This is a genomic window from Vibrio sp. 1180_3, from assembly GCF_029478545.1.
Taxonomy (GTDB): Bacteria; Pseudomonadota; Gammaproteobacteria; order Enterobacterales; family Vibrionaceae; genus Vibrio; species Vibrio aestuarianus.
Genome location: NZ_SJFM01000121.1, coordinates 1 through 1,251 on the forward strand (window position 1 = coordinate 1; position 1,251 = coordinate 1,251).

General features: G+C 56.2%; 1 protein-coding gene. It reads right to left on the reverse strand.

Translation table 11 applies throughout. The annotated features are described in order from the left end of the window. On the reverse strand, positions 1 to 1,251 hold a 1,251-nt coding region (locus EYW48_RS21145), incomplete at both ends, for a VCBS domain-containing protein (RefSeq protein ID WP_277433043.1).

The window sequence follows — 1,251 nt, forward strand, 5'->3', positions numbered from 1 at the left end:
TATCAGCGTCTAACGCTTGCACGTCTGGGTGGCTGTTGTTCAGCTTATAGGTCCAGTTGCCATCGGCATCGATAGAGAAGCTACCCCAATTGCCATCTTGAACGTCGGTTTGAGGTTGGAAGACCGCCTCACCTGCATCAGGATCAGCCACATTTAAGTTGCCGCCAGTGGTCAGCATTACGTCTTCTTGCACCGCGCCCGCGTCATCACCCGGCTGGTCTGGTGTGATGACCGCTTTGTCGTCTGAGCCCGTGATCGTCACGACCACGTCATGAGTCGTGCCGTCCGCCGACATCACTGTCATGGTGCGAATTACCGGATCGCTATCGGCGTCTAACGCTTGCACGTCTGGGTGGCTGTTGTTCAGCTTATAGGTCCAGTTGCCATCGGCATCGATAGAGAAGCTACCCCAATTGCCATCTTGAACGTCCGCTTGAGGTTGGAAGACTGCCTCACCTGCATCAGGATCAGCCACATTTAAGTTGCCGCTCGTGGTCAGCGTTACGTCTTCTTGCACCGCGCCCGCGTCATCACCCGGCTGGTCTGGCGTGATGATCGCTTTGTCATCAGAACCCGTTATGGTTACAACCACGTCATGAGTCGTGCCGTCCGCCGACATCACTGTCATGGTGCGAATCACCGGATCACTATCGGCGTCTAACGCTTGCACGTCTGGGTGGCCGTTGTTCAGCTTATAGGTCCAGTTGCCATCGGCATCGATAGAGAAGCTACCCCAATTGCCATCTTGAACGTCGGTTTGAGGTTGGAAGACCGCCTCACCTGCATCAGGGTCAGCCACGTTTAAGTTGCCGCTCGTGGTCAGCATTACGTCTTCTTGCACCGCGCCCGCGTCATCACCCGGCTGGTCTGGTGTGATGATCGCTTTGTCGTCTGAGCCCGTGATCGTCACGACCACGTCATGAGTGGTGCCATCCGCCGACGTCACTGTCATGGTGCGAATTACCGGATCGCTATCGGCGTCTAACGCTTGCACGTCTGGGTGGCTGTTGTTCAGCTTATATGTCCAGTTGCCATCGGCATCGATAGAGAAGCTACCCCAATTGCCGTCTTGAACGTCGGTTTGAGGTTGGAAGACCGCCTCACCTGCATCAGGATCAGCCACATTTAAGTTGCCGCTCGTGGTCAGCGTTACGTCTTCTTGCACCGCGCCCGCGTCATCACCCGGCTGGTCTGGCGTGATGATCGCTTTGTCGTCTGAGCCCGTGATCGTCACGACCACGTCATGAGTGG